We start from the raw sequence: 21171 nt of genomic DNA, 5'->3' as shown, positions 1-21171 counted from the left end.
CTTAAGTTACTGTATTGTATGTGATATGTAACGTGTTCATACCCATTGAGTATAAATAAGGACATTTATGAAGTTTCAGTTTGGATTACGTCGTCAGTTTCTTGCAACAACCCTAGGATTAGCGCTTGCTAGTTCCTTTAGCCTTTCAGTTTCAGCTTCCGAGTTTTCAGATAGTTACTCAGCTTATCAGGCTGCGGTAAGTGATAAAAATTATACCGATGCACTGAAACATGCTGAGCAAGCCTATCAGTTAGGGAAAAGCCTATATCCAAAAGGGAGCATAGATATAGGAAACCTTGCCATGAATATGGGGAGTGTTTTAGAGATAAATGGAAAGAAAGCTGAAGCATTTAAAGCCTATACCGAAGCCTTAACGATCTATCAGGCGAATTTTGATGATGATGCTGTTGAGCTTATTGATCCACTTTTAGGTGCTGCGGATACCGCTACAAAGCCTAAATTGGCTAGAGAGTATTTTAATGATGCCATCGATATCGCCGAAGATACTGATAATCAGATGTTACTTGCCAACACCTTAATGGCGGCATTTGATAACCTTTCTCACACTCCGGTTTATAATCGAACAATTCAAAAATATGCCATAAGAGCTTTTGACATTTATGAAGAAGAGCTACCTGAAGATGCGCTAGTACGTGTTAAGGCTACTTATACTGTAGGGATGATCCGTAAATCTAAAAAACAAAACTCACAGGCTATTGAGTTGCTGAATAAAGTGGTGGATCAGTTTTCCGTGTTGGATTATAGCCACCCTTATGAATTAGCATCTCATGCGCAACTAGTTGAGCTTTATGAGAGAAAAGGGCAGAGTGATAAGTCTACTCAACATTGCATTGCAATCGGCAGTATGCGCCCTTGGTTAGATAGCCAAGAACAAGTTCCACTTTTTCGTTTACCCCCTGAATATCCTATCAGTGCCGCAAGAGCTGGAAGAGAGGGAATGGTGCAGATCTCCTTTATTATCGACGAGTCTGGTTTTGTCACAGAGCCTAAAATTGTAATGTCAGAGGGCGGCAGTGGTTTCGAGAAAGAATCTCTTAGGGCAATAAAGCGCTGGCGGTTTGCCCCTAAATTTGTCGACGGTAAAGCCGTTGCTACGCCAAGTAAGGTACAGTTGGATTACACTTTGGCAAAATCTTAGGCTAGAAGAGATAAGTTGATAGATTAATAAAGCCTCATGAGACTACGATACGAGTAGAACCCATGAGGCCTTTTTGTATATATTTTTGAGCATTTAAAAGCCTTCGAGATTCAATCCATATCTATTTTGATTTTGGGACTGGACAATAAGCCCAAGTGTTATAAACCTTAAAAGTCACCTTTAGGGTCACCTTAGTAACTGAGACTATCAATACTATGCTGGGATGGGATGGGATTTGCATTAAAGCGAGTCTCTAAATCGCTGGTTTATTAAGTGGGAACTTTAGGGTAAGTTGTTTTATTTATGTACAGATTATGATGTGTGACTTGCGGGTACTCATCAGCGGTAGATAAGGATATTTATGAAGTTTCGGTTTCGTTTGCGTCGCCAAATTTTTGCAACAACCTTAGGTTTGACTCTTATTAGTGTCAGCAGCTTGCCTGTTTCGGCCTCTGAGTTTTCTGATAGTTACTCTGCATATCTTCAAGCTGTTACTGATAATGATGATGAACAAGCGCGTAAACTTGCAGAGCAAACCTATAGATTAGGGCAAGCTAAGTTTGATAAGGGCAGTATAAACCTTGCGAATTTAGCGTTTAATTATGCCGGAGAGCTGGCTGATATTGCGGAGCAACATGTACAAGCCAATAATCTTTACCTTGAGGTTTTAGCCAGTTACAGAGTTGAATTTGGTAATGAAGCTATTGAGCTGATTGATCCACTTGTTGGTGCTGCTCAAACAAGCTCGAGTGCTAAAAAAGCTAAGGCTTTTTTTTATGAAGCGCTTGAATTAACCGAAGAGGCTGATAATAAATTGGTTCATGCGGATATGCTGGAAGCTACATTCGATCATTTAAATAGAACTGATCAATATAACCGCACTGTACGAGATTTTATGTTTGAAGCTCATGACATATATAAAGATGAACTACCTGAAGGTGCATTGAAAAGAGTCACGTCAGCTTTTACTGTAGCTTCAATTAATTTTGTAGAAAAGAAAAACACTGAAGAAACCATTCTTCTGTTAGAAGAGGTGGTAAAACAGTTTTCGGTGCTGGATTATAATCATCCTTATGAGCTTAGGGCCCATGCTTACCTTGTCGATTTGTATGAACGTGAAGGGGAGAGTAGTAAATCGACTCAACACTGTATCGCTATCGGCAGTATGCGTCCTTGGTTAGGTGATCAAGAGCAGGTGCCGCTCTACCGCCATTCCCCCAATTACCCTAAGTCATATGCAAGAAAGGGGAAAGAAGGTTGGGTTCAACTCTCGTTTACTATTGATGAAAGTGGTTTCGTCACAGACCCTAAAATTATCGACTCTAAAGGAGGAAGTCGTTTCGAGACTGAATCTCTTAAAGTGATACAAAAATGGCGATATGCGCCTAAGTTTGTTAATGGTAAATCTGTCGCGGCACCAAGCACGGTACAGTTGGATTACACGATGGCAAAATCTAGATAACCTGAACTCGGGATAAGCCGTGCCGCCTAGTACCGCTATTATTGCCCCTATCTGTGTTGGGCTTTCTAGTAATAGCCAGCTATTACGTACAAACCTCCGCCTTGAAATAGACAATAATCTCGGCACCAAGCAAGACAGTTTGGTATATGAGAATTAAGAGCGGTGATTAAAATGCTGCTTTAAATTGATATATGAAACTATCCTGACACTCTCTATCCCGAGTTCAGGTTAGATAACTTTATAAATGGACAAGGCCTCATGAGACTACGATACGAGTAGAACCCATGAGGCCTTTTTGTATATATTTTTGAGATAATTAAAACAGCTTACTGCCCCAACCTAATTTGTTTCTTAATACATGAAAGTAGTTGTGCCCTTTGGGATGAATGAGTCTCAAACGCTCATGGCTGCGTTTGATAATGATCTCATCGCCAGGTAGTACAGGTAACATCACATGGCCGTCACAGCTGACTTCTAGATTGTCACCATTATCGGGTGATACCACCAATTTGATGATACTTGCCGCATCGACCACGATAGGTCGACTCGACAGTGTATGTGGAAACATAGGGACTAAAATGAGTGCTTCAAGATTTGGTGTTAAAATGGCTCCGCCAGCGGATAATGAGTAAGCCGTTGAACCTGTAGGTGTCGAGACAATCATGCCATCGGCGCGCTGTGAGTACATGAAGTTATCGTCAATATAGACTTCAAACTCAATCATATGTGCAACTTTGCCCGGGTGTAGGACAGCTTCATTAACCGCTGTGTTACTGGACTTCATATTGCCATGTCGATGAACTTGGGTTTCGAGTAGGAAGCGAAATTCTGTTTCAAACTTTCCTTCGAGTACTTCCCCTAAAGCCTCCTCAAATGTATCTGGTGGCAGATCAGTTAAAAAACCTAGATTGCCACGGTTAACACCGATGACGCCAATATCGAAACGGGCGAGGACTCTTGCTGCGCCAAGCATGTTACCATCACCACCGACGACGATAGCTAAATCACACTTTTCCCCCAGTTCTAATAGATCCACGGATTGGCAATTAGGTCCCATTTCTGCCGCGACTCGTTCTTCAACTAAGATCTCGAATCCCTGCATTTTTAACCAATGGTGTAATCGTTTTAGGGTGAGGTTGGTACCATGGTGATTTGGCTTACCAATGAGACCGATAGTTTGAAAAGCTTTAGGCATATTTATCTTAGTGCTAGGGCTTGAAACCTTGAATGTGATCCCCATATTATCCTCAGAGCACGAAGAAACAAAGTATTTTTAGCGGAGTTAGAATGAGCAACGATCCGAGTAATGCAAAAGAGAACCAAGTCGATGAAGCCGTAGAAGGTGAAATCCTAACTGAAACTGGTAGCGATGGTGCTAGTTTAATGGATGAGCTGACTCAGGCGAATTTCCGTGTTGAAGAGTTAGAGCAGGCTCTTGTTGAAGCAAATGCAAAAATCGAAGAGCAGAAAGATTCTGTGACTCGTGCAGCAGCTTCAGAGGCGAACATTCGTCGCCGTGCAGTTCAAGATGTTGAAAAAGCACATAAATTCGCATTGGAAAAGTTTGCCAATGAGCTTTTACCTGTGATTGATAACATGGAGCGTGCGCTTCATGGTACCGATGCAGAAGCTGAAGCTAGCAAGGCTATCTACGAAGGTGTTGAGCTAACATTGAAGAGCTTTGTCTGCACGGTTGATAAGTTTGGACTTAAAGAGGTTAACCCACAAGGTGAAGCTTTTAATCCTGAACATCATCAAGCTATCGGCATGCAACCAAGCCCAGAGTTTCCTGCAAATACTGTCATGATGGTAATGCAGAAAGGCTATATTTTGAATGATCGCCTACTTCGCCCTGCAATGGTGATGGTTTCTCAAGGTGGTTCGGCCGTCGATACACAAGCGTAATTGTGTTGTGATGACCTAATAAAAAAGGACTGCAATTGCAGTCCTTTTTTGTATTCGTCGTGCACTCAGTGGGGGTGAACTATTGTTTTAATATTATCAGCTTCAGTTATTTATCAAGCTGAAACTTCAAGTCACTGTTAAGCTAAATAATCTTCTATCTGTTCAAGAATACCCGCAGCGTCCAGTTTTAACTCAGCAATAATCTCATTTGAATCACCGTGCTTAATAAACTCATCAGGCAAGCCTAATTGAAGCACTGGCATTGGCAGTTTCAGTTGCTGTAATAGCTCAAGCACACCAGAACCTGCACCGCCCATAATCGCATTCTCTTCAACGGTGACTAAGACATCGTGAGACTGAGCTAATTCTTGAATAAGCTTAACATCGAGAGGCTTCACAAATCGCATATCGGCGACAGTAGCATCCAACGTTTCAGCGGCTGTTAATACGCTGGCTAACAAAGTGCCAAAGTTGAGAATGGCGACTTTTTTACCTTGGCGCTTAATCAGACCTTTGCCAATCGGCAGGGCTGTCATCTCTTCGATTTGCGGTTCACCAGTGGCGCTGCCTCTTGGGTAGCGCACTGCGGTAGGGCCATCGTTATAACAGTAACCGGTATAGAGCATCTGTCGACACTCATTTTCATCGGAAGGTGTCATGATGATCATGTTCGGCACAGTACGCATAAAGCTGAGATCGAAAGCACCTTGGTGAGTCGGACCATCAGCGCCAACTATGCCACCACGGTCGATAGCAAAGAGTACCGGCAGTTTCTGCAAAGCGACATCGTGGATCATTTGATCGTATCCGCGTTGCAGAAAGGTAGAGTAAATAGCGACAACAGGCTTTAAGCCTTCACAGGCGAAACCAGCTGATAAGGTGACGGCATGTTGTTCCGCAATGGCAGCATCGAAGTACTGTTTAGGAAAACGTTGAGAGAACTCAACCATACCTGAACCTTCGCGCATTGCAGGAGTGATCCCTAATACCTTGTCATCTTTCTCTGCCACATCACAAAGCCATTTACCGAACACTTGAGAGAAGGTTGGGTTACTGGGTTTAGACGCTGGCTTTTCAAAAGTCGATGGGTCAAATTTAGGCACGGCATGCCAACCAATTGGATCTTTTTCCGCAGGCTCATAGCCACGACCTTTCTTGGTCATGATATGTAAAATTTGAGGACCGGATAAGTTACGCATATTGCGCATGGTTTCTACGAGCGCATCGACATCGTGGCCATCGATAGGGCCAATATAGTTAAAGCCTAGCTCTTCAAACATGGTGCCAGGAACAACCATGCCTTTTAAATGTTCTTCGGTACGCTTAGCCATCTCTTTGATGACAGGCATGCCTTTAAGCACTTTTTTGCTGCTTTCACGGATCGTGGTATAAAAACGTCCTGACATCAGCTGAGCTAAATGATTATTGAGGGCACCCACATTTTCAGAGATAGACATCTCATTATCGTTGAGTACAACCAGCATATCATTATGCAGATCGCCAGCATGGTTCATGGCCTCAAACACCATACCACCTGTCATGGCGCCATCGCCGATCACCGCGACAACTTTACGTCCCGCGTTTTCTCTCTCAGCAGCAACGGCCATTGCAAGGGCTGCACTGATTGAGGTGCCTGAATGTCCCACACTAAAGGTGTCGTATTCGCTCTCTTCACGCCAAGGGAAGGGATGGATCCCGCCTTTTTGACGTATGGTGTGCATCTTGTCACGTCGACCCGTTAATATTTTATGAGGGTAAGCTTGATGGCCTACATCCCAAATTAAGCGATCGAACGGTGTGTTATAGACGTAGTGAAGCGCCACAGTGAGTTCCACTGTGCCGAGTCCAGAGGCGAAATGACCACTAGACTTACCTACTGACTTCAAAAGGAAACCTCTAAGCTCATCGGCTAATTGTGGTAGCACGGCTTGAGGGAGCTGTCTTAGCTCGTCAGGGGTATTAGCCTGTGCAAGCACAGGGTATTGAGAAATATCCAAACTCATCGAGATAATTGGTCTCTTGATTATACTCTTCGCTCAATGATAAAACGGGCGAATTCGGCAATTAGCTGACTATTGTATGGTAAATTTGTCAGCGCTGATAGAGCATCCTGTATCAAACTTTTGGCGGTCGCTTGTGCACCAGCCAATCCAAGCAGTTTCGGGTATGTACTCTTGTTGGAATCACTGTCTGAGCCTTGTGGTTTACCCAGTTCTTCGGTACTGGAAATGATATCAATAACATCATCTTGTACCTGAAACGCCAAACCAATTGCTTCAGCGAATGTAATGAGCTGTGTCTGTTCTTCAATAGGAAGGTTAGCAGCGATCATTGGCAGTTCAACTGCGCAGCGGATTAAAGCCCCTGTTTTTAGTTTGTGTAGTTTTGTCAGGGTGGTTAAATCAATCTGCTTATCGGTTGCGTTAAGATCCATGGCTTGGCCACCACACATCCCTGAGTAACCCGATGCTTTAGCGAGTGAACTGATCATCGCTAGATTTTGTGTAGGAGTCAGTCCATCAATGGGTTGACTTAATATGTCAAAAGCTAACGCTTGCAGCGCATCTCCGGCCAATATGGCCGTCGCTTCATCAAAAGCGATATGTACAGTGGGCTGCCCACGACGCAGAGCATCATCATCCATGGCGGGCAGATCGTCATGGATCAAAGAGTAAGCGTGTATGCATTCAATTGCGGCCGCACAGGCATCAAGTCTTTCTAATGGCACATTAAGCATTTCGCCAATGGCGTAGACAAGAAAGGGACGAATACGTTTGCCACCGAATAAAACTCCATGTTTCATGGCGGCTTGCAGTTTATCGTCAGTTACGATTTGAGCATCGATGACTTGTGTTAGTTGATTGTCGACGCGCAGCTGGTATTGAGTGATGGCTTGAGCGAGCACTTATTCTACCTCGGGTGCAAAGGGGGTTAGCGAGTCATTTTCATTGTCAGTCATCAAAATAGCGACTTTCTGTTGGGCTTGCTCCAACTTACTTTGGCTAGTACGAACGAGTTTAATACCGCGTTCAAACTGTTTTAATGCATCATCTAAGGAAACGTCGCCTTGTTCAAGTTCTGAAACAATGCGTTCGAGTTCACAAAGGGATTCTTCAAAAGTGAGATTTTCAGGTTTTTTTGCCATGATAACGTTTCCTTGAAATTAGCGTGACACACGGTATCGTAGCCAGCGGCAGTGGTCAAATTGCGCTGCGCTAAATTTGCCCAGCAGCACGCTTTATTGTGATTTTTTTATAAAAATTTGAATTTGTAGCTAAACTTGCGTGTAAGCTGTCCGATAATTGAGAGTAGACATTGAAAAGTGATTTACCGTAATGGTGTTTGTTTAACCTTAACGTCATTGATGTTCGGTTATCGAACAAGGCCATTTATGGATTTTTCGTTGGTGACAATAAATATAGAATAATGACTGGATGGATTTAGATAAATAAGCTGATGGACAGAGAAAGATAGAATAGTGCTCATATTTATCTATGGTCAATGGATGCACTGTCTTTTTTTGCATATTGAACCCTACATTTTGTAGAGTTTAGATATAACATTTGCTGCTCATGATGGGTTTATCTCTATCTTTGTTATAAAGTTAAGGTTATAAAAGAATTTTTAGTTTTATTGCCGTCGCGCATTTTACAGTTTTGGACATTTTGAGCCGAAGCTAGTTTCATTTGAGGAGCAGTTGTGGATTTAGCTACCCTGATAGGACTCATTGGTGCATTCGGATTCATTCTCGGTGCAATGGCAACGAGTGGTGGTATCGGTATTTTTATCGATGCAGCGTCTGTACTGATTGTTATATGTGGTTCCTTTTTCGTGGTTATGATGAAATATAACCTGAAGCAATTTCTTGGTTCAGTTAAAATTGCCGCTAAAGCCTTTATTTTTAAAATCGATAAGCCTGAAGAGCTGATAGAGCAGTCTGTAACGATGGCAGATGCGGCTCGTAAAGGCGGTTTTTTGGCGCTTGAAGAGGCTGAAATAACCAATAGTTTTATGCAAAAAGCCGTTGATATGTTAGTGGATGGCCATGACGGCGATGTGGTACGTGATGCACTTGAAAAAGATATCGCATTGACCGAGGAGCGCCATAAAGTCGGTATTAGCATCTTTTCAACTATCGGTGATGTAGCACCAGCAATGGGCATGATTGGCACATTAGTTGGCTTGGTGGGAATGCTATCGAACATGGACGATCCTAAGTCGATTGGTCCTGCAATGGCCATTGCATTGTTAACCACACTGTATGGTGCAATGGTGGCTAACATGGTCGCGATACCTATTGCAGGTAAGTTAGGGCTTAGAATGAGCGAAGAGATGATGAATCGTAACCTGATTATGGACGCAGTGTTGGCGATCCAAGATGGTCAGAATCCTCGTGTGATTGAAGGATTTTTAAAGAATTACATCTCTGAGAAGCAACGACAAGTAGATACAACGGACGGGGAGTAGCCCCATGGCTAAACCAAAGTGTAATTGTCCACCGCCCGGAGCTCCACTTTGGTTGGCGACCTTTGCTGATCTTATGTCGCTGCTGATGTGCTTTTTTGTATTGCTGCTTTCATTTTCTGAAATGGATGTGCAAAAGTTTAAACAGATCGCCGGTTCGATGAAGTATGCGTTTGGTGTTCAGAATAAAGTCGAAGTTAAAGATATCCCTAAAGGTACATCGGTGATCGCTCTAGAGTTTAGGCCTGGTCGCCCTGAGCCAACTCCAATAGAGACGATTAATCAGCAAACCAGCGAGATAACTGAGCCCGTTATTGAGTATCAAGCGGGTGAAGATGATAGCTCTGGCGGTATGCAGCAACAGCAAGGGCAGCAACGTGGTGGTGAAGCTGCCGCGGCAGCTCAAGAGCAGTCAGTTGCTGAGTCTAAGGCTGAATCCGAGGCACAAGCCAAAGAGTCGTCAGATGCCGAAGCGGCAGCGCAAGACAACATCAATGAACAAGTTAAGAAAATGGCCCAAGAGCTTAATACTGAGATTGTCGACGGGGCGATTGAGATAGAGTCATTAGGTCAGCAGATTATTATTCGTATCCGTGAGAAGGGGGCTTTCTCATCGGGTTCAGGGTTCTTGCAACCAAGGTTTAAGCCGGTTATTCGCCGTGTAGGTGAGTTACTGAAAGATGTTCCCGGTATCATTACTGTGTCTGGTTACACTGATGATATGAACATTAACAATGAGTTGTATAGTTCAAACTGGGATCTTTCCAGTAAGCGAGCCGTTGCAGTTGCCCATGAGCTGATCAAGGTGAAAGGGTTCAATGCAGGGAGGATGAAAGTGGTCGGAATGGCCAATACTGATCCTCTTGTTGGTAATGACACCAGCAGTAATCGCGCTCGTAATCGTAGAGTTGAGATCGCCATTGAACAAGGAAAGGCGATAGAGTCTGATGAGATAACGGTCGGCCCTTAATTTACTCCGTTTAACTCATCAAATAAGGCGTTAAGAGATATCTCTTAGCGCTTTTTTCTTTTTAGGGCGATTAAGTCACAATACGTGCTCTTATATCTAGATAAGCATTCTTCTAACGATCTTGGTATAATGCGGCCAATATTTTTTAAGACCTTAGCTCCCTCGGAAAACCTGATGAAATTTATCGTAAAATTGTTCCCTGAAATCATGATGAAAAGCAAACCGGTAAGAATGCGTTTTACCAAGATGCTTGAAACCAATATCCGTAACGTGCTTAAAAAAGTCGATGAAACGGCTAAAGTTAAGCGTGAATGGGATAAAATCATGGTACTGGTGCCGGACGATAGACTGGATTTAATCGAGGCTTTCGCAGAAAGATTAGCGTGTATTCCTGGTATTGTTCATATACTTCAAGTGAGTGAAAGTACCTTTGAGTCTGTTGATGATATTTACCAGCAAACCTTAGCTGTTTATAAAGATGAACTCGCAGGTAAAACCTTCTGTGTTCGTGTTAAACGAGTGGGTAATCATGACTTTAAATCAATCGAAGTTGAGCGTTATGTTGGTGGAGGATTAAATCAGTTCACCGAGGCTGCTGGGGTTAGATTGAAAAATCCAGATATGACCATTAACCTGGAGATAGATAAAGACAAACTTTATCTGGTTGATAAGCGTATTCCTGGCTTAGGCGGCTATCCAATGGCTACCCAAGAGGATGTATTGTCGCTTATTTCAGGCGGATTCGATTCTGGTGTATCAAGCTATCAGTTTATCAAACGTGGTTCGCGTACCCATTACTGCTTCTTTAACTTAGGTGGCGACCAGCATGAGATAGGCGTTAAGCAAGTGGCTTATCATCTATGGCAGAAATATGGTGAGTCTCATAAGGTTAAGTTTATCTCTGTGCCTTTCGATCCTGTTGTAACCGAGATCTTAGAGAAAATAGATAACGGCCAGATGGGAGTGATCCTCAAGCGTATGATGATGCGTGCAGCCGCTAAAATAGCAAGAAGAATGGGCGTTGAAGCATTGGTCACCGGTGAAGCGATGGGGCAGGTTTCAAGTCAAACCTTAACCAATCTTAATGTCATCGATCGTTGTACTGACCATCTGATTTTACGTCCACTGATCGCCATGGATAAGCAAGATATTATCAATATCAGTCGTAAGATAGGGACCGAAGATCTGTCTAAAACAATCCCTGAATATTGTGGTGTGATCTCGCAGCGTCCAACAGTAAAAGCAGTATTATCAAAGATTGAAGCTGAAGAGCTTAAGTTCTCAGAAGATCTTATTGACCGTGTTGTTGAAGCTGCCGTTATGATCGACATCAAAGAAATCGCGACCAGTATGGAGACGAAAATCACGGCGACTGAAACCGTTGATGGTATCAACGCGGGTGAAGTGATTATCGATGTTCGTGCGCCTGAAGAAGAGGAGCAGTCGCCTTTAAATATTTCAGGTGTAGAAGTTAAGACGATCCCCTTCTTTAGACTCGCCACTCAGTTTGCTGATCTGGATAAGAGTAAAACTTACCTGCTTTACTGTGATAGAGGGGTCATGAGCAAGCTACAGGCGCTTTATCTTCAAGAACAGGGCTATGAGAACGTAAAAGTTTATCGTCCTTAAGATTAAGCTAGAAACTCATTCGCTTTAATAGTGAGAGGGGTTGCTGGAATTGCCGCATCGATATGACTATCGCTGCGGCTTTTTTATGTCTGTTGATCTTGTTTGGGATTATTTTGCTGGTAGGGATATTTTCGAGTTTTCACACAATAAATTAACATCAGGTTCTACAGGAAATGCCAAATACAAAGCCTATTTCTTTTTTTGGCCTTTCAGTAATGGAGTGAATATCGTAAAAATGCAGAGTAGCAGGGAAATGAATATGGGAAATTGACATAAGTGTTCCAGACACAAAAAAGCCGCGGCATAACATGCAACGCGGCTTTAGGTGTTTGGTTATCTCTCTCTGAGGGTGGTATTACTCAGCGCGTAATACCGTTACCTCTGCAGTCTCAGCTTTATCTTCACTGTGTAAAAGTGCATTAAGATCTTCGGTGAGGTCTTGTTGCATTACTTCCATTCCTTCAGAGAGTTGTGCGCTAATTGTTGTATGAAGATCTGTCATATCGATAGTAGATTCATCAGCTTGTACGCTTGTTGCAGTTGAAAGGAATGCAAGAACAAAAACAGTTTTAAGATTTAGCATGTATAGTCGCCTCCAGGCGGATATTTTGGGCTGTCAGACACTCCCCATTTACGTCGTAGAGGCTGTCTAACTATAGTCATTTCGTTGGCGCAAAATTTAACCAAAAAGCCTTCCCTTTACAAACGATAAAATGTAACAATAAGGATTAGAAAAACTAATTAAAATATGAGATCGGGATCACTATGGCTAGACGCTTACCGCCCTTAAATTCAGTAAAAGCTTTCGAAGCGGCAGCAAGGCACCTCAGCTTTACTCGGGCAGCTGAAGAGTTGTTCGTTACTCAAGCTGCCGTCAGTCATCAGATTAAGGCGTTAGAGGAGTATCTCGGTTTAAAATTATTTCGTCGAAAGAACCGTTCTCTTCTACTCACTGAAGAGGGACAAAGCTACTTTTTAGATATTAAAGATCTGTTTGTTCAATTAGCTGAAGCGACAGACCGATTGTTAGCCAGAAGTGCGATAGGTTCACTGACAGTCAGCACTTCACCTAGCTTTGCTATTCAGTGGTTAGTACCTAGATTAGCTAAGTTTAGTGAAAAGAACCCTGATATTGACGTGCGTATTAAAGCCGTTGATGATGAAGGTGGTTCACTGTCTGACGATGTGGATGTTGCCATCTATTATGGGCAGGGAAATTGGTCAGGCTTAAGAGCGGATAAATTGAAAAACGAGGTGTTAATTCCTGTTTGTTCACCCATGTTACTCAGTGGGCCTAAGCCACTTGAGAAGCCCAGTGATCTGAAATATCACACCTTATTACATGATATGGGACGACACGATTGGCAGGCTTGGTTTCGACAATGTGGGATTAATGATATTAATGTGAACCACGGCCCAATCTTCAGTCATTCCTCGTTAGTGCTCCAGGCTGCTGCTCATGGTCAAGGAGTGGCATTAGGTTATAGCGTACTTGCTAGACCTGATATTAAAGCGGGGCGACTCGTCTGTCCTTTCCCTGAAGTGTTAGTCAGTAAAGATGCTTACTACCTAGTGTGTCAGCAAAACCATTCAGATATCGGTAAAATCGCCGCATTTAGAGAGTGGATGTTAGATATGTTTGAGGAGGAGTCGCGCAGTGAGCTACTTCCTGGTTAAAGATTCCTTAGAAGCACAAGACTTGATCGAGAGCCGTTGCATCATAGACGGTGAAGTGGGGGAGACGCTGGTTATTTTTACTCATGGCGCTGGCGCAAACATGTCGTCTGAGTTTATGAATAAGATGGCAAAAGGGTTAAGTCTCGCTGGCATTGGTGTTATCCGTTTCAATTTGCCTTATATGCGCGCCAATGCAATCGATGGCAAAAGACGTCCTCCAGACAGAGCACCTAAATTACTCAAAGACTTTAATCTGCATATCGAAGCGATTAAGGCCGAATATGCCCCTAAGCGTATCGTGTTGATGGGCAAATCAATGGGTGGACGTATGGCGGCTATTGTGGCTGAGCAAACAGCCGTTGATGGTGTCATCTGTTTAGGCTACCCCTTTATCCCATTAAAAGGCGGAGAGCCAAGACTCGCCCCTATCGAATTGTGTCAGGCACCTTTGTGTGTGATCCAAGGAGAGCGAGATAAGTTTGGCGGTAAGGAGCTGGTAGAAAGTTGGCCAGTGATGCAAAAGACTCAGCGACATTGGTTAACCGATGGGGATCATAGTTTTGTACCGAGGAAGTCGTCAGGCACGACCGAAGAGGCTAATCTAGACGCTGCTATTTCTTACTGTATTGGTTTTATTAGGGGGCTAGATGCGTAAAGGTTTTCTGTTGTTGGCGGCATTAAGTGGATTTATCTCTGTGGCGTTGGGCGCATTTGGTGCCCATGGATTAAAAAATGTAGCATCACCGGAAATGATCGCCATCTTCAATTTAGGGGTGGAGTATCAGTTTTATCATACGTTCGCACTTATCGCGGTTGCATTTGCGGGTCACTGGTTTAGCTCTCGTTTACTCGATTGGGCGGGTTACCTGTTTATCGCGGGGATTATACTATTCTCTGGTTCTTTATATGTTTACGCCTTACTTGGTGCTAAATGGACCGGGCCAATCACACCAATAGGTGGGGTGTGTTTCTTAGTTGCTTGGTTGTTGATTGCGCTTACCGTGTGGCGTAATAGAGTGGTTGAACTCAACGATTAAGGCTTAGCTTGTTTAAATCGTATTCACCACTCATTAAGTGTAGAATAGCGGCCATTATCGATTTGATGGCCGTTATTTTAGGCGTTATATGCCTTTTGGCTCGCTTCAGGAATTCCAATGATCAACCTATTTTTATATTGCCGATCAGGCTATGAAAAAGAGTGTGCAGCTGAAATACAACACCGCACTGCAGAACTCAATATTGGTGGTTTTGTTAAAACCAATAAGAAAGATGGCTATGTAATTTTCCAGTGTTTTAACGCTGGTGATGCAACTATCTTGGCGCAAAAAATTAAATTGGATTCGCTTATTTTTGCGAGACAGATGTTTGCTGCTAAAGAGTTGCTGAAAAACCTACCTGAAAACGATCGGATCACGCCAATCATGGAAGCGTTATCAGATGTCAGAAATGCTGGTGAGTTAAGAGTTGAAACGCCCGATACTAATGAAGCAAAAGAGCGCACAGCTTTTTGTCGTAAGTTCACTGTTCCGTTAAGACAGAAATTGAAGAGCGCGGGTAACTTACTCAGAAAAGAGAGTGATAGTCGTCCGATTATCCATGTTTGCTTTATTGCGTCGGGTACGGCTTATGTTGGCTTTTCTTTTAGCAACAACAGTTCGCCTTATCCAATGGGGATCCCAAGACTGAAAATGGCCAGCGATGCACCAAGTCGTTCAACATTGAAACTTGATGAAGCGTTTATCCATTTCATTCCAGAAGAAGAGCATGAACTGAGATTAAGCAGTGGCATGAATGCCGTTGACTTAGGTGCTTGCCCTGGCGGTTGGACATATCAGTTGGTTCGCCGTGGTATGTTTGTCGCCGCCGTTGATAATGGCGCGATGGATGAAGGTTTAATGGAGACCGGACAGGTTAAACATTATCAGGCCGATGGTTTCCGTTTCGAACCACCACGTAAGAATATCTATTGGTTAGTGTGTGACATGATTGAAAAGCCATCGCGAGTTGCGGAGCTGATTGAAGCATGGGCCATTAATGGCTGGTTTAAAGAGGCGATGTTTAACCTTAAACTGCCGATGAAAAGCCGCTATCAAGATGTGACGACGATGCTAGAGACGATGGCAACCGTGCTGAATGAGAATGAAATAAAGAACTTCTCAATAAAATGTAAGCACCTTTATCATGATCGCGATGAAGTGACTGTTTACTTGAGTCTGAACCCAACTCAAGCTTAATACGACAAGACAACTGAATAAAAAAAAGGCCCTATACGAAAGCATAGGGCCTTTTTACTGTTAGATGTTATTGATCTACAGACGATCGATCACAGCTTGAGTGAAATCAGTTGTACCGTGGGTACCACCTAGATCACGAGTCGTACGGTCGCCTTCAGCGATAACCGCAGTGACAGCAGAGCGAATAAGCTCAGCTTTATCAGACATCCCCAAATACTCAAGCATCTGGATAGACGCTAAGATAACCGATGTTGGGTTAGCTAAGTTTTTACCTGCAATATCAGGAGCACTACCGTGTACTGCTTCGAAGATTGCGGCGTCTTTACCTATGTTTGCACCAGGAGCCATTCCTAGACCGCCAACAAGACCTGCACACAGATCAGATAGGATATCGCCAAATAGATTGGTCGTTACCATCACGTCAAAGTTTTCAGGGTTCATGACTAGCTTCATACATGTTGCATCAACAATCATCTCTTCTGTGATGATGTCTGGGTAACGCAAGCTAACTTCACGAGCGACTTTCAAGAATAAACCTGAGGTCGACTTCATGATATTTGCTTTGTGTACGATAGTGACTTTTTTACGGTTTTCTTTACGAGCAAGTTCGTAAGCAAATGTCGTGATTTGCTCTGCACCTTGGCGAGTAATGATACTGGTCGCTTCAGCGGTGCTGCCGTCTTCAGAAACAGTCTGGCCTAAACCTGAATACATACCTTCAGTGTTTTCACGGACTGTGATGATATCGATATTCTCGTAGCGAGCCTGAGTGCCTTTAAAAGACAAGACCGGACGAATGTTGGCGTAGAGGCTGAACTTTTTACGTAGTGAAACATTGATAGAGGTAAAACCTTCGCCCACAGGAGTGGTTAAAGGGCCTTTAAGAGTAATACGGTTTTTCTCTATCATGTCGAGAGTGCGCTGAGGTAATAATTCACCTTGCTTCTCAAGGGCGGTTAAACCAGCATCTGCAAACTCGTATTCAAAATCACAACCAGCTTTATCGAGAATTTTTATTGCTGCATCGATAATGCTGGGGCCAATCCCATCACCAGGGATCACGGTTATCGTTCTTTTTGACATGAGAGTCCTTCAACGTTTCGTTGTACTGCTATTATCTGGCCATGTCAAAAGACACAGCGACATGACGTAATATGATTTATTATAATTCACCTCTTTATTTTAAACACTTTTAAACATTTTTCACAGAAAATAGTGAGCAGTCTCACGTTTTTTTATATAGTGTATCTTGCAATAAAGAGGGCTTATGGCGATGATTGATCGCTAAAGGTTAAAAAAGTCTACTTTGGTCTAATATCCAAAACAATTATCACGCTACTTCAACTAACAATAATAAAAAATGAGGAAGACTTTGAAGTTATTACCCATCGCATCATTTTTGCTTGCTTCAGCAAGTATAGTCTCTGTTGGCGCTTATGCGGCAACAGACGCTCAACTGAGTCATAAAGCCATCACGAACAACGGTATCATGAAGTTCGAATCGTTAAAGCAGCCTGTGATTTCTGCGACAGGTAAACTACTTGCTGTCGAAGTGTCGCCGGATCGTGGCGATAGCCATGGTTTAGTTCAATCATTGACGTCATCGAAGAAATTTATCGTAAAGGGGGGCTCTAAACCGCAAGTGAGCCATGATGGCCGTTTTGTTGCCTTCTCTATTGATACGCCATTGCTGGAAAAGGAAGTTGCTTCGAGTAAAGAGAAGAAAAAACTGAAATCAGGCATGGCGCTGCTCGATACTCAGACAGGCAAAGAGCAACGCTTTGAACGTGTAAAAGAGTTTAGTTTTAATCAATCCGGAACGCATTTAGCGGTTTGGTTTGAGCCCAAAGAAGCCGATAAAATCGATGATAAAGACAAGACTGTTGTCGATAAGTCAGCAGAGAAAGAGAAAGAGAAAAAGGCAAAGGTCGATAAATTCGATAAGGGCAGCGAATTAACATTAGTGGCGCTTAATACTGGGGTAAGTCAGACTATTGCGAACGTGAGTCGGTTTTATTTCGACAAAGCGGGCAAGCACCTTGTGCTAGCGAGTAACGATACTAAGGCTAAGAAACATCAGCTGGTATTGGTATCGCTCGATAATAACGCCAGAGAGATTGTCCGCCAGTTCAATAATCAGCAGATTGGTGAAGTCTCGTTAAGTGAAGACGGAAAATATATCGCCTTCACCCATGGTGATAGCAAGCAAGCACCTTATGGTCGTGAATACCACCTTTCGCTGTTAAACATTGCCACTGGGGATGTAAAATCTGCGCCAGTATCTAAAGAGTGGAAACTGAATCGTTACACTAAACTCAGGTTTTCAGAAGATAGCAAGCGTCTCTTCTTTGGACGCGTGCCTCAGGTGAGTCAGCAAGTTGAACTTAAAAAGATAGCAACACAGGACGACCTGTTTGATCAAGAGGTGGTTACTGGTCAACGTGGTTTGAAAATTTGGCATGGAGAAGATGCCCGTATCAAGCCTAATGAGATTAAACAATACAAGAAAGAACAGAAGCGTACTTACCTAGCGGTATTGCACCTTAAGGGGAATAACTTGGTGCAGCTTGCTGACACCTCAGTGCCTTATGTTGATCTGCAAGAGCAATCACGTTTTGTTATCGGCAGCTCAGATATCCCTTATCGCAAGATGATCACCTGGGCTGGTTTTTATCGCGATTATTACCTTATTGACCTTAATACTGGCCACAAGACCTCTATTTTGGTTCAGCAAGCCAGCGATCAAGCACCTAGCTTATCGCCAAATGAGCGTTTCGCCGTCTATTACCAGCAGGGGGACGTGTACCTGTATCAAGTATCTAAAGCGCGTCGTCATAATCTAACCAAAGGTTTGAACGTCTCTTTTGCAGATGAAGATCATGATTATCCATCTACTGCACCGGGTTACGGTTTTGGTCCTTGGTTAGACAATGATGCTGGTCTGCTCATCTATGACAAGTACGATATTTGGCAGATGAACACCGCATCTTTAGAAGGTTTTAAACTGACTGAGGGAAAAGGGCGTAAGCAGGGAATTCAGTATCGTGTTACTGGTTTAGTTAAAGATGAAAATAAGCCAGCGGTATTAGCCAGTAATCAAGCAGTGCTATTACATGGATACAACGAAAGAACCAAAGGCGATGGTTATTATCAGGCGAAGTTAGGCACCTCGGGTGTCACGACGTTGATGGAAGGCGACTATAAGCTAAAGACATTAGCGCGCAGTGAAGATGCACAGACTATCGTATTCTCAAAAGAGCGTTACGATCTCTTCCCTGATTTTTATAGCGCTGATTATTCCGCCCCAGAGAAAGCCAAACGTCAAACCGATTTCGATGCTCAAAAACGTCAATTTAATTGGGGTAAATCTGAGCTCGTACATTGGACAAACGGTGACGGTCAGCCGCTTGATGGTGTGCTTATCAAGCCAACGAACTATGTTGAAGGTAAACGTTACCCAGTGCTGGTTTACTTCTATCGCTTCATGAGTGACAGATTGAATGCTTTTCCTTCGATGAAGCTCAATCATAGACCTAACTTTGCTTGGTATGTTGATAACGGTTACGCGGTTTTCCTCCCCGATATCCGTTTTGAAGTGGGGTATCCCGGTGCTTCGTCGGTGCAGGCGTTAACTTCTGGGGTGCAGAAGATTATCGAGATGGGCGTGGCAGATCCTGATGCTATAGGTATTCAGGGGCATTCATGGGGCGGATATCAAACAGCTTTTGCCGTGACGCAGACGGATATTTTTAAGGCTGCGGTTACCGGTGCTCCGGTATCGAACATGACCAGTGCTTATAGCGGAATTCGACACGGCAGCGGTTTAGCGCGTCAGTTCCAGTATGAGACAGGGCAAAGCCGTATCGGTGATAGTTTGTTTAGGGCACCACAAAAGTATATTGAGAACTCACCTATCTTTTATGCCGAACGAATCAAAACACCGATGATGATCATGTTTGGTGATAAAGATGACGCGGTGCCATGGGAGCAGGGGATTGAACTTTACCTCGCCATGCGTCGTGCGGGTAAAGATGTGGTGTTTTTACAATATGAAGATGAACCTCATCATCTCAAAAAATACCCAAACAAACTCGATTATAGTATTCGCATGACGGAGTATTTTGGTCATTACCTTAAAGGGGAACCTGCGCCGAGCTGGTTGACCCAAGGTGAAGCGTATACTGAGTATAAAAAAGCTGACTAAGCTTCAATGCCGATAACGACTAACAGCGTTGTGTAATTTAAAAAAGCCGAGTGATTTCAATTCACTTGGCTTTTTTATAGCCTTGAATATTTTGTTTTAGCTGTTTGTTATTCAAGCTATTTATGTGTAGTCTAATTTGATTGTTTTCGATTAATCGTTATGAATATTCGTCATGGCGAGTATCAATATTGAGTTATATCAAGGAGAGACTCATGGAGAAGGATGTTAATGGTCCTGGCGTTAAAATTCCCCCGCCGCTGATATTTATCTTGTTTATGTTATTGGCTTATTTAAACAGCTTATTTGCGCCCATCGAACTGACTTTTACTGCTCCAATCACCTATTTGGGTTTAGCTCTGCTACTGGTTGGAGTGACCTTGTTGCTGTACCTGTTATATCAATTTAAAACAGCTAAAACAGCAGTCGAACCTTGGCAACCTACCTCATCCATTATTAAGACTGGTGTATACGCCTACTCGCGAAATCCTATCTATTTGGCTTTTTGCACGGTTCCTGTGGGATTAGGCTTATATTTCAGTGATGTTTGGCTTATTTCAAGCGTACTTCCCTCTTGTATTGGTGTTTATTATGTTGCTATTAAACCTGAAGAGGCTTATCTCACGCGTAAGTTTGGTGACGAATATCTGCGTTATCAGGAGAAGGTAAGGCGTTGGATATGAGTTAATCATTTAACAAAGTTGCCTAGGGCAAACTCAGAGAGGTTGGTATGGAGAAAGTGGCATTGATCACCGGTGGTGGGCGCGGAATTGCTTGGTTACTTTCAGATGAAGCTTCTTATGTCACTGGCACCTTTGTCGATCTAGCTGGTGGCAGATAGTTCAACAGCAAGGATAAGTGAGTATTTATGCTAAAAATCCCTAAGATAACCACGCTGACACTGTTGCAGCATTATGATCATCAAGTACTCATTGATTACCATAAGCGTAATCGTTTGCATTTATCACCATGGGAGCCAGAAAGAGATAACGATTACCTTGAGGCGTCTCAAGTGAGTAAGAGACTCCAAGTGAGCAATGATCTTTTTTTCGCTGGTGGTGCCGTCAATTTTGTTGCTAGAGGGAATATAAGAGATGGCTTAGTATCTGCTGATATTAACGGACAAATATTGGGGGGATACCAACCGGTATAAGAAAGTGACCTACTCAGAGTGTTTTTGGCAAACTAATTCAAGGCGAATGGATGATGGAATGGTTATTCCCTTGTGAGTTCATTCTACGCAGAAGTAGGCAGCCAAAAACCCTCCTTACAGGCGAGTTTTAGCACATCAGATACTGTGTTAACGAGCTTAAACGTAGAGCAACTATGTTCTTCACTCGTTGCAAGACACATGGATGTGGTGAATGTCATTAATGCAGGAGCAATTAATGACCTTGCCTCTGAAGCGCTAAATTCTCGCTGAGCGGTCACATCTTTATACCGATTGGTATCGTTTTACTAATATCGTAC

General features: G+C 43.1%; 20 protein-coding genes. 14 read left to right on the top strand and 6 right to left on the bottom strand.

The window, feature by feature from the left end:
* The first annotated feature begins 67 nt into the window (after positions 1–67).
* Together FN961_RS19665 and FN961_RS19660 are read left to right on the top strand one after the other, a co-directional pair.
* Positions 68–1159 (top strand): TonB family protein, encoded by a 1092-nt coding sequence (locus FN961_RS19665; protein WP_144041885.1) that lies wholly within the window; start codon positions 68–70, stop codon positions 1157–1159.
* A gap of 361 nt (positions 1160–1520) precedes the next feature.
* On the top strand, positions 1521–2621 hold the full coding sequence (locus FN961_RS19660) for an energy transducer TonB (protein WP_144041884.1): 1101 nt from the start codon (positions 1521–1523) through the stop codon (positions 2619–2621).
* Between the two features lie 316 nt (positions 2622–2937).
* On the opposite strand, the gene nadK is transcribed toward FN961_RS19660, so the two are convergent.
* A complete protein-coding gene (gene nadK, locus FN961_RS19655) occupies positions 2938–3816 on the bottom strand; it encodes an NAD(+) kinase (RefSeq protein WP_144041883.1) in 879 nt (292 codons plus the stop codon).
* Positions 3817–3908: 92 nt separating this feature from the next.
* Here nadK and grpE point away from each other — a divergent pair, with 92 nt between their 5' ends.
* Positions 3909–4526: a nucleotide exchange factor GrpE gene (gene grpE / locus FN961_RS19650; protein ID WP_144041882.1), complete on the top strand. Its 618-nt coding sequence runs from the start codon at positions 3909–3911 to the stop codon at positions 4524–4526.
* 137 nt (positions 4527–4663) lie between these two features.
* On the opposite strand, the gene dxs is transcribed toward grpE, so the two are convergent.
* Genes dxs through xseB form a run of 3 tightly spaced genes read right to left on the bottom strand, consistent with a single transcriptional unit; the run spans position 4664 to position 7671 of the window.
* The gene (gene dxs / locus FN961_RS19645; protein ID WP_144041881.1) at positions 4664–6529 is read right to left on the bottom strand and encodes a 1-deoxy-D-xylulose-5-phosphate synthase; all 1866 of its coding nucleotides are present in this window, start codon (positions 6527–6529) and stop codon (positions 4664–4666) included.
* Between the two features lie 20 nt (positions 6530–6549).
* Positions 6550–7431: a (2E,6E)-farnesyl diphosphate synthase gene (gene ispA / locus FN961_RS19640; RefSeq protein WP_144041880.1), complete on the bottom strand. Its 882-nt coding sequence runs from the start codon at positions 7429–7431 to the stop codon at positions 6550–6552.
* Positions 7432–7671: an exodeoxyribonuclease VII small subunit gene (gene xseB, locus FN961_RS19635; RefSeq protein WP_144041879.1), complete on the bottom strand. Its 240-nt coding sequence runs from the start codon at positions 7669–7671 to the stop codon at positions 7432–7434. It abuts the gene before it with no gap.
* A 554-nt stretch (positions 7672–8225) separates the two neighbouring features.
* On the opposite strand from xseB, the gene pomA reads away from it, so the two are divergent.
* From pomA to thiI, 3 genes are all read left to right on the top strand, one after another.
* A complete protein-coding gene (pomA, locus tag FN961_RS19630; RefSeq protein ID WP_144041878.1) occupies positions 8226–8993 on the top strand; it encodes a flagellar motor protein PomA in 768 nt (255 codons plus the stop codon).
* Between the two features lie 4 nt (positions 8994–8997).
* Positions 8998–9960, top strand: coding sequence for a flagellar motor protein MotB (locus FN961_RS19625; RefSeq protein WP_144041877.1), 963 nt, complete (start codon positions 8998–9000; stop codon positions 9958–9960).
* A 174-nt stretch (positions 9961–10134) separates the two neighbouring features.
* Positions 10135–11589 (top strand): tRNA uracil 4-sulfurtransferase ThiI, encoded by a 1455-nt coding sequence (gene thiI / locus FN961_RS19620; protein WP_144041876.1) that lies wholly within the window; start codon positions 10135–10137, stop codon positions 11587–11589.
* A 355-nt stretch (positions 11590–11944) separates the two neighbouring features.
* On the opposite strand, the gene FN961_RS19615 is transcribed toward thiI, so the two are convergent.
* Complete coding sequence (locus FN961_RS19615; RefSeq protein WP_144041875.1) at positions 11945–12172, bottom strand: hypothetical protein; 228 nt, start codon at positions 12170–12172, stop codon at positions 11945–11947.
* A gap of 182 nt (positions 12173–12354) precedes the next feature.
* Here FN961_RS19615 and FN961_RS19610 point away from each other — a divergent pair, with 182 nt between their 5' ends.
* From FN961_RS19610 to rlmM, 4 genes are all read left to right on the top strand, one after another.
* Positions 12355–13266: a transcriptional regulator GcvA gene (locus tag FN961_RS19610; RefSeq protein ID WP_144041874.1), complete on the top strand. Its 912-nt coding sequence runs from the start codon at positions 12355–12357 to the stop codon at positions 13264–13266.
* A complete protein-coding gene (locus tag FN961_RS19605) occupies positions 13247–13921 on the top strand; it encodes an alpha/beta fold hydrolase (protein WP_144041873.1) in 675 nt (224 codons plus the stop codon). The genes FN961_RS19610 and FN961_RS19605 overlap by 20 nt, the downstream gene beginning before the upstream one ends.
* Positions 13914–14303, top strand: coding sequence for a DUF423 domain-containing protein (locus FN961_RS19600; protein ID WP_144041872.1), 390 nt, complete (start codon positions 13914–13916; stop codon positions 14301–14303). The genes FN961_RS19605 and FN961_RS19600 overlap by 8 nt, the downstream gene beginning before the upstream one ends.
* 117 nt (positions 14304–14420) lie before the next feature.
* Positions 14421–15500 carry a 23S rRNA (cytidine(2498)-2'-O)-methyltransferase RlmM gene (gene rlmM, locus FN961_RS19595; RefSeq protein WP_144041871.1) on the top strand — a complete coding sequence of 360 codons (1080 nt, stop codon included), beginning with the start codon at positions 14421–14423 and terminating at the stop codon, positions 15498–15500.
* Positions 15501–15575: 75 nt separating this feature from the next.
* Here the strand turns inward: rlmM and FN961_RS19590 are convergent, their stop codons facing one another.
* The gene (locus FN961_RS19590) at positions 15576–16583 is read right to left on the bottom strand and encodes an isocitrate dehydrogenase (RefSeq protein ID WP_144041870.1); all 1008 of its coding nucleotides are present in this window, start codon (positions 16581–16583) and stop codon (positions 15576–15578) included.
* Between the two features lie 289 nt (positions 16584–16872).
* Between FN961_RS19590 and FN961_RS19585 the strand changes: the two genes are divergently transcribed.
* From FN961_RS19585 to FN961_RS25880, 4 genes are all read left to right on the top strand, one after another.
* Entirely contained in the window at positions 16873–19704 is a 2832-nt protein-coding gene (locus tag FN961_RS19585) for an alpha/beta hydrolase family protein (protein WP_185972848.1), read from the top strand.
* Between the two features lie 212 nt (positions 19705–19916).
* On the top strand, positions 19917–20384 hold the full coding sequence (locus tag FN961_RS19580) for a methyltransferase family protein (protein ID WP_144041868.1): 468 nt from the start codon (positions 19917–19919) through the stop codon (positions 20382–20384).
* 185 nt (positions 20385–20569) lie between these two features.
* The gene (locus tag FN961_RS19575) at positions 20570–20854 is read left to right on the top strand and encodes a GNAT family protein (protein ID WP_144041867.1); all 285 of its coding nucleotides are present in this window, start codon (positions 20570–20572) and stop codon (positions 20852–20854) included.
* Positions 20855–20926: 72 nt separating this feature from the next.
* Positions 20927–21124 (top strand): hypothetical protein, encoded by a 198-nt coding sequence (locus tag FN961_RS25880; protein WP_185972847.1) that lies wholly within the window; start codon positions 20927–20929, stop codon positions 21122–21124.
* Positions 21125–21171 lie beyond the last annotated feature (47 nt).

This window comes from Shewanella hanedai (assembly GCF_007197645.1).
GTDB classification, from domain to species: Bacteria; Pseudomonadota; Gammaproteobacteria; order Enterobacterales; family Shewanellaceae; genus Shewanella; species Shewanella hanedai.
The sequence above is the reverse complement of the archived record's forward strand: the minus strand, read 5'-3'. Positions and strand labels throughout refer to the sequence as shown.

Bases quoted from the DNA above. Each gene is read 5' to 3' on its own strand.
- FN961_RS19580 (WP_144041868.1), top strand. From the start codon at position 19,917: ATGGAGAAGGATGTTAATGGTCCTGGCGTTAAAATTCCCCCGCCGCTG.
- nadK (WP_144041883.1), bottom strand. From the start codon at position 3,816: ATGCCTAAAGCTTTTCAAACTATCGGTCTCATTGGTAAGCCAAATCAC.
- rlmM (WP_144041871.1), top strand. From the start codon at position 14,421: ATGATCAACCTATTTTTATATTGCCGATCAGGCTATGAAAAAGAGTGT.
- FN961_RS19600 (WP_144041872.1), top strand. From the start codon at position 13,914: ATGCGTAAAGGTTTTCTGTTGTTGGCGGCATTAAGTGGATTTATCTCT.
- FN961_RS19575 (WP_144041867.1), top strand. From the start codon at position 20,570: ATGCTAAAAATCCCTAAGATAACCACGCTGACACTGTTGCAGCATTAT.
- dxs (WP_144041881.1), bottom strand. From the start codon at position 6,529: ATGAGTTTGGATATTTCTCAATACCCTGTGCTTGCACAGGCTAATACC.
- xseB (WP_144041879.1), bottom strand. From the start codon at position 7,671: ATGGCAAAAAAACCTGAAAATCTCACTTTTGAAGAATCCCTTTGTGAA.
- FN961_RS19615 (WP_144041875.1), bottom strand. From the start codon at position 12,172: ATGCTAAATCTTAAAACTGTTTTTGTTCTTGCATTCCTTTCAACTGCA.
- FN961_RS19590 (WP_144041870.1), bottom strand. From the start codon at position 16,583: ATGTCAAAAAGAACGATAACCGTGATCCCTGGTGATGGGATTGGCCCC.
- FN961_RS19610 (WP_144041874.1), top strand. From the start codon at position 12,355: ATGGCTAGACGCTTACCGCCCTTAAATTCAGTAAAAGCTTTCGAAGCG.
- FN961_RS19625 (WP_144041877.1), top strand. From the start codon at position 8,998: ATGGCTAAACCAAAGTGTAATTGTCCACCGCCCGGAGCTCCACTTTGG.
- thiI (WP_144041876.1), top strand. From the start codon at position 10,135: ATGAAATTTATCGTAAAATTGTTCCCTGAAATCATGATGAAAAGCAAA.
- FN961_RS19665 (WP_144041885.1), top strand. From the start codon at position 68: ATGAAGTTTCAGTTTGGATTACGTCGTCAGTTTCTTGCAACAACCCTA.
- grpE (WP_144041882.1), top strand. From the start codon at position 3,909: ATGAGCAACGATCCGAGTAATGCAAAAGAGAACCAAGTCGATGAAGCC.
- FN961_RS19660 (WP_144041884.1), top strand. From the start codon at position 1,521: ATGAAGTTTCGGTTTCGTTTGCGTCGCCAAATTTTTGCAACAACCTTA.